At 27.2% G+C, this 7,284-nt stretch carries 10 protein-coding genes; all 10 read left to right on the top strand.

What is annotated here, in order from left to right; all coding sequences use genetic code 11:
* Positions 1–108 precede the first annotated feature (108 nt).
* The 10 genes from MPF13_RS15170 (at position 109) to MPF13_RS15125 (ending at position 7,178) form a co-directional block, all read left to right on the top strand.
* Positions 109–528: a hypothetical protein gene (locus MPF13_RS15170; RefSeq protein ID WP_249983615.1), complete on the top strand. Its 420-nt coding sequence runs from the start codon at positions 109–111 to the stop codon at positions 526–528.
* A gap of 5 nt (positions 529–533) precedes the next feature.
* Positions 534–1,028, top strand: coding sequence for a hypothetical protein (locus MPF13_RS15165; RefSeq protein ID WP_249983614.1), 495 nt, complete (start codon positions 534–536; stop codon positions 1,026–1,028).
* 165 nt (positions 1,029–1,193) lie between these two features.
* Entirely contained in the window at positions 1,194–1,673 is a 480-nt protein-coding gene (locus tag MPF13_RS15160) for a hypothetical protein (protein ID WP_249983613.1), read from the top strand.
* A 194-nt stretch (positions 1,674–1,867) separates the two neighbouring features.
* On the top strand, positions 1,868–2,119 hold the full coding sequence (locus tag MPF13_RS15155) for a hypothetical protein (protein WP_249983612.1): 252 nt from the start codon (positions 1,868–1,870) through the stop codon (positions 2,117–2,119).
* Between the two features lie 3 nt (positions 2,120–2,122).
* Entirely contained in the window at positions 2,123–2,665 is a 543-nt protein-coding gene (locus MPF13_RS15150) for a hypothetical protein (RefSeq protein WP_249983611.1), read from the top strand.
* Positions 2,662–3,423 carry a hypothetical protein gene (locus tag MPF13_RS15145; RefSeq protein WP_249983610.1) on the top strand — a complete coding sequence of 254 codons (762 nt, stop codon included), beginning with the start codon at positions 2,662–2,664 and terminating at the stop codon, positions 3,421–3,423. Before MPF13_RS15150 ends, MPF13_RS15145 begins: the two co-directional genes overlap by 4 nt.
* Positions 3,424–3,581: 158 nt before the next feature.
* Positions 3,582–4,319 carry a hypothetical protein gene (locus MPF13_RS15140; RefSeq protein WP_249983609.1) on the top strand — a complete coding sequence of 246 codons (738 nt, stop codon included), beginning with the start codon at positions 3,582–3,584 and terminating at the stop codon, positions 4,317–4,319.
* Positions 4,316–4,657 (top strand): hypothetical protein, encoded by a 342-nt coding sequence (locus MPF13_RS15135; protein WP_249983608.1) that lies wholly within the window; start codon positions 4,316–4,318, stop codon positions 4,655–4,657. The genes MPF13_RS15140 and MPF13_RS15135 overlap by 4 nt, the downstream gene beginning before the upstream one ends.
* A 215-nt stretch (positions 4,658–4,872) precedes the next feature.
* Positions 4,873–6,027 (top strand): peptidase associated/transthyretin-like domain-containing protein, encoded by a 1,155-nt coding sequence (locus MPF13_RS15130; protein ID WP_249983607.1) that lies wholly within the window; start codon positions 4,873–4,875, stop codon positions 6,025–6,027.
* A gap of 173 nt (positions 6,028–6,200) precedes the next feature.
* Positions 6,201–7,178 (top strand): hypothetical protein, encoded by a 978-nt coding sequence (locus MPF13_RS15125; protein WP_249983606.1) that lies wholly within the window; start codon positions 6,201–6,203, stop codon positions 7,176–7,178.
* Positions 7,179–7,284: the final 106 nt, after the last annotated feature.

The raw sequence follows: 7,284 nt of genomic DNA, 5'->3' as shown, positions 1-7,284 counted from the left end.
CCAAAGTTTGTTGCTTTTTTAATCTTGTCTTAATTTTCCTTCGGAAAATCAGCCAATCTTAAAAACGCAACTTTCTATAACACAAACACGTTGTAGGTAATTAACGAAATGAATACTGAAGACAAAAATGAATTAAGAAAACAAGATAAAGAAATAAGGAAAAATCTTTTGTTTGTTTTTATTCCAATTCTTATATTTCTTATTATAGTTATTACAATTCAGGACAATTCTGAAAGTTATCTTAAAAAGGAATATAATAGAATAAAAAACGAATCATACTCTGGAAAAATAACGAGTCTTTTGTTAAACAGGATGAATGGGAGAATGAGACCAATTTTAATAGATAATAAGTGGGAAAAAAAAGTTCCTTACTTTATACACGAAAAACTAAATATTGGAGACTCTTTGTTTAAAAAAAGTGAATCTGATTTTGAATATTATATTTTGAATTCAAAAGCTGACACAATTAAAATAGATGTTAATAAATTTCATCGGAAAAAATATTTTGAAAAATTAAACGGAAAATAAAAACTATGGATAAAATTAAAACACTGATTTTTTTACTATTTGTTAGCACGAGTTTATTAGCTCAAGAAGTTGAAATTCCAAATAATTTAAAACTTGAAAACAAAGAAGATTACAAAAAAACTGAACAATTAGTTCTGAATTCTACTGAATGGCTATTAAAAACACCCATTTCTGAAAACCCAATTAAACGAAAAGATATCAATGCGTTTTTGATGAAATGGATGAGTGGAAGTCCAACAGTTTCAATTGAATTAGTTTCTGGAATTGTTCCATTAGAATGTGCTGATTGTCTAATGTCATTTATGAGTGGTTGGACAAAATATAGTTTGGAGAACAATTACTCAAAAAACAAAGTAGATTGTGCTTTAGCCGGAGCTGAAAATGCAATTGAATTTTATGAAAAAAACAAGTCTGAACTCGGTAAGAATTCGGATATGGAAAAATTAATAAAACGAAATAAAAAAGGAAAACTAAAAAAGTATATTGAGTCGAAATTCTAAAAACTACCTACAACACCGTGTATAAAAAATTGCTTATTTTTAGCTTAATCAAAGTTTGTTGCAATTTTTGCTACTTCTGATTTTCCTGCGGAAAATCCTCGAGCACAAAAATCGCAACTTTCTATAACACAAACACGTTGTGCATAATTTGAGAAAACTCACGAAATGAAAAATATAATCGGAATTTTATTGACAATTTTACTACTGATTTCCTGCAAGAATTCTGATAAAAAAGAAACTGAAAACAATTCTGAATCTAAAAATGGACTCACTCAAACGGAATTAATAAAGTCGAATCCAAACCAAACTGAATTGATTGCGCAAAAAATACTTGACCTTCCTAAACTTCAATGGATTTATCATCCTGAGGCTAAAGAGAGATTACCTGTGAAAGTGTTGGAATCTGAACTGATTGACAAAAATTTAAGCCTAAATAAGTTCGGACAAAAAGTTAGAATACTTTCAATTTCAGAGTTAGAAAAAGAAGGAATTAAAGACTATGTAATATTTAACAGAATAAAAATAGAAAATGACATAACAGATTTTGAAATATCTTATAGAATTGAAGGTGCTGGTTGTAGCGGAAAGTTTTTTAAACAAAATGGAGAATGGGAAATTCAAGATTATTCTGTATGGGAAAATTAAAAAAACTATGCACAACACCGTATATATTTTATTGCTTGGTTCTAGCCTACTTACGAAAATCCTCGCGGATTTTCTATTCGGTTTTTATTTGTTAACTTAGTTGCTTAACAACGCAACAAACCATATACAAACACGTTGTGCGTAAGTTGCTCACTCAAAATCTGAAAAAGGAAATTAATAATTAAATTAGAAATATGCCAAATTGCTATTGTGAAAATTGCGGAACTAAAAGTTCAAACATTGCCAGTTTAACTTCTGGAAACTGTAAAAATCATCCAAATGGAACATTTAAGGGAAAACATCAACTTTACGAAGGAAGTGAAAAATCACAATATATTTGTAAACTTTGTGGAACGAAAAATTCAAGTATCACTGGTTTGACCTCTGGAAACTGCAAAAATCATCCAAATGGATCTTTAAAAGGAAAACACAAACCAGCATTGTAAAAAATGGAGCAAATTAATGGAAAAACATTTTTTCGTGAATGGGTAAATATTGTTACAGAAAGGAAAAAAGAAATGTTAAGCATTTGGAGCGAAAACAAAAAATTGACAACTTTTGTAAAAGGTTCTGATAATTCAATTATAAGTGAACTTTCAAAAAAGTTTGACCTTTTATCTTATGAACAAGACTACTACTCTATTGATACTATTTTATATAAAAAAAGTGATTTAACACCTGGGATTAAAGAAAACACTTTTTGGTTTAGAGACATAACAGTTGCTTTTGAACACGAAAACAGTGTTTCAAGTGGCTTATATCAAGAAGTTTCCCATCTTTTAATTACAAATTGTAAACTTAAAGTTCTTGTTTCCTACCCTGATTATGCAGAGAAAGAACTACCGTATTTACACGAGATTATTAAAGGAACAAGACATTCAAAAGAAATATCTGAAAAAGAAAATTTTTTAATAATTTTTGGATATTATAACCATTTTGAATGGGAAGGTTATATTTACAATGAGAATGAATGGAAAAAAATAACAGAATGAGAAAAACACTTTTTTTAATACTAATAACAGTATTACTTTTTAACTGTAAAAATGCAGTCGAAAACTCAAAAGAAAATTTTGAAAAAAATATAAATAAAGAATTAAATGCAGACATTAAATTTTTTGCTACATCAATAAACTTTTTATATTATGCAAATCCCGATAATTATTGGTATTCAGAAGAGTATTCGTATAAAGATATATTGAATGACAAATTCAATATTGGTTTTAAAGGATTGTCTGAATTAAAAGAACAAGCAATTAATATTTCAATGGTAACAGATGAAATCGAATTAATAAAAGCAAGTGAATATTTAAGCGATGAAATTACTTATGAATTAGAAGAAATTAAGGAAAAACAAAACTCTATGGAAACTGTAAACAGTTCAATGGGTTTTGGTTTTGGAGGAGTTAGTGGTTTATTAGATTTAGGTAATGCTTTAAGTTCTAAAAAAGAAAGGGAAGAATTTGACAGAAAGAACAGAGCTTTTCCTGAAAGAATATTAATAGCATATTCAAGTTTAGCAGATATTTCGATAAGTAAAATGCACGAAATGGCTGAAAAAATAAATAACGTGGAGAAAAATTTACACAAAGAATATTCACCGAATGAAAACGAAAAAATAATTATAAGAAATGATTTGCAATTATTTATCAACGGAAAAATTGAAAAAAAATATATTTCGAGCGATAAAGAAAGTTTTGAAAATATGCTGAAAATATTTTGGAATTATTACGAAGAAAAATACGAAAAATAAAAACCTACGCACAACACCGTGTATAATTAATTGCTTGGTTTTAGCCAATTTACGAAAGTCCTCGCGGACTTTCTATCTGTGTTTTATTTACTAACTTTAGTGCTTAAAACACGCAACTAATCATACACAACAACGTTGTAGCTAATACGAAAAAACAGATGAACAATAAAATAAAAGGATTCAAATGGCATTTACCTTTAGCATTTAAAGATAGCGTTGGTCAATGTAAATTTGAACAAGGAGATGTAATCTATCCGAAAAAATTGGAAGGGAAAAATTGGGGAGAAAATATTGAAGAATTTGACTTTCTTATTCAAGTAAAAAGTCCAACTCGTTCACAATCTACTACGAATTCAAATCTTGATGTATTTAATTCAAATTGGAACTCAAATATAATCTTTGAAAAAATCTATCCGAAAAATCCCGATTTAAATAAAAAAATAGAAACTACACAAGGAGCTTTTTATACTTTTTTATGGAAAAATGATGAATCTTTTTTTAATAATCAACAAAATTTAAAACCGATAATTACATCTATTTCAACGAAAAGAATCAAATATGATTTTATAAAAAATAAGATTCCTACAGATTGGACAGGATTTGCAATAATAGTTGATTATGTAAATGATATTAGTTTATCGAAAAGGCAATTAGTAGAGAATGTTTTAACCCAAAACTTTAATGTTAGATTAGAAAAATTTGAAATTGAAAATTCTGTAAGTTTAGATAGTGAAAATTCGAATTTTAGTCCAACTCTTGGATTGGAACTCTTTTTAATTCAATCAAAGGATATTACTCAAATACAAAAACATCTAAAAGATGTTTTATTCAAAGGTGTTAAAAACAGATTTAATGTAAATACTCACGGTTTATTAATCGAGAATGAAATTTTATGAAAGAAACTATAGAAATTAAAAGCAGTAGTTCTGACGAAGTATATACTGTAACATTTATGATTGAAAACAACTTAACTAGTATTAATTGTAATTGTAGAGCTGGTCAAGTAAAAATGCTTTGTAAGCATCGTTTAAGTTTATTAGACGGAGATATTTCTTCACTAGCAGACGAATCTCAAATCCCAATCTTATCGAAAACATTAGAATTAATAAGTAACGAGAAAATATCTGATTTATACACAGAACTAAATCAAGTCGAAAGTGAATTAAAGAAACTAAACTCATTGAAAAAAAAATTGAGAAAAGAGATTGGTTTTAAATTTTCAAATGGATTTTAGAAATAAAGTACTAGCTACAACACCGTATAAAATTAATGTGGGTTTTTATAGTTTGCCCAAAGTTTTGTCTTTATTTATAATGTCACTTATACTTATTTGAGTATTTTTAGGTCGACAAGATAAAAACATAAAATAAGTATAAGCTTAGTGCTAGGCTGATAATTCTTCGATTATCAACTCCCACACTAACTTTATACAAAACCGTTGCCCACAATATGAAAAAAATCCTGCTAATATTAATAATTTCAGTAATTAACAAATCATTTAGTCAGAATAGATTGAAAGGAATTGTATTGAATTACGAAACTAAAGAACCTATTGAATATGTTGATATTTATAATAAAAATAATTTCACTTCAACAAATTCTGAAGGACGATTTTCATTCACTTCTCAAAGTGATTCAATTAAAATTAGATTAATTGGTTACGAACAGATATACACGACTTTTAAAAAAATAAATAATGACACAATATTCCTAAAAAGCAAGTTTGAGGAATTAGATGATATTTTTTTAAGTAATACAAATCCAATTATAAAAGTATATAAATCTGTAGCAGACAACTATCCTACTGAACCTTATTCAGAAACATTTTTTTTAAGATGTTATATAAGAAAAAACGGAAAGTTACTAAAGATACAAGATTTGAATGGTATTGTAAATCGTAAAACACTTTTTGGTACATCTGAAAAACCTATGCCAAAAAAAAATTATATGGCAAATATTAAAAATGTAAGAAAAGCTGGAATTTACGAAGAAGATGTTTACTTTAAAATGTATAATTTAAAGCAAATATTTGACGAAATTGGTGGAGTTGGTCTTAATATTAAAGAATATGATTTCAATGAAAACGTATCAAAAGACAAAAATTTTGTAAAGTATTCATTTTTCACAAAGTCAGAAAGTAAATCTAAAAACGAAGGACATTATCTAATAAACAAAAATAATAATGCTTTTACAGAATTTCACTTAAAACAAATAGATACCACAAGTTCTTACACAGAAAACAGAGGAATTAAGTACAGAACGACAAGTTATGAGAAATCAATTTTTTTTAAAGAAAATACTAATTGGAATAAGTATTTCATTCATAAAGCAAAAATAAACGCTGAAACCGAAGTTATTGATAAAGATGGCGTGAAAAATATTTATAATGTATCATATTCTTTTATTGTTTTAGAACAAAACAAAATTGAGATAAATAAAAAACAATCAATTAACAAAGACATTTTTAAATTTAAAAAACCATTTAGTTCAGAATTTTGGAAAAAACAAGAATATTTATTGCTTACGAAAGAAATGAACGATTTTTTAGAAACAATAAAAGGCTCAAACAATGAATTTAAAACTACTACAAATATTGAGGAATAATACTGGGGGCAACACCGTATATAATTTATTGCTGGCTTTTTGCTTACTTGCGAAAGTCCTCGCGGACTTTCTTGGTCGGTAATTATTTACTAAATTAGTTGCTTGAAACACGCAACAAACCATATACGACAACGTTGCCAACAAGCTAAAAACAGAACGCTAAAGAAAAATAAATGCTACTATATAAACCGAAAGGGGACATTTTTGGAAATACTTTAGAAATTCATTATTGGTTTGGAGACAACTCTCATTCAATGGATGCTTCTGTAGCTAATCGTTGTGATTACGAAATTTTAGGAATAATAAAGGAAATTTCATCTTTATTATCAGTAAATATAGAAATTGAAACAGAACCTTTAGGAGAAGGTGGTTTAAGGAAATGGCTTAAAGTAATCACAAAAGGAGAGAACAAAAATGCGACAATTACAACTGCGGTTGTTGTTGCTTTAGTTACTACTCTATTGACAACACCACTTGCCAAAATTTCTGAAAATATAATTGATAAAATATTTGAAGATACCGAACTTAAGGATTTAGAAAAGGAGAAAATAAAACTAGAAATTCTAAAATTAAAACAAGAGACTTCAAATAAAATAGTTAATAACTCTCTTATCAAAAAAAAGAAATCAAATTTTTATGAAACTTTAGAGAAATATCCAAAAGTCAAGAAAGTTTCTTACCAAATTTCTAATGAGGAAAAAACAATAAAAACAAAAGACAAAATAATTGAGAAAACCGATTTTAAGAAATTCATTTTAACATCAAATGATTTAGAACCTATAAAAAACGAAAATGCAATTATTGAAATAATATCACCTGTTTTAAAAAAGGGGAAATATAAATGGACAGGATTTTACAATGGAGAATCAATCTCTTTTAATATGCAATCAAATGAATTTAAAACTCTAGTTCAAAACGGAGAAATTGAATTTAAAAATGGTTCTTCTATAAACTGTTTTTTAATAATAAGGAAAAAAGTAAATAACGAGGGAATTGAAACAATTGCTGGTTATGACGTTGTGAGAATTAACCATTATTTTGAAAATGACAAACCAATAGAAACAAAAGAAGGAAAAAAATATAGACAAAAGAAAGAAGCAGATGAAAGACAATTCGATTTATTTGCTTCGAATAATGATAATATGAAATAAAAGCCAGTTGGCAACACCGTATATAATTTATTGCTAGTTCTAGCCTACTTACGAAAATCCTCGCGGATTTTCTATTCGGTTTTTATTTGCTAAATTAGGTGCTTAA

Source organism: Polaribacter sp. Z022 (assembly GCF_023555495.1).
Lineage (GTDB): Bacteria > Bacteroidota > Bacteroidia > Flavobacteriales > Flavobacteriaceae > Polaribacter.
This window is presented reverse-complemented; position numbering and strand designations above follow the sequence as displayed.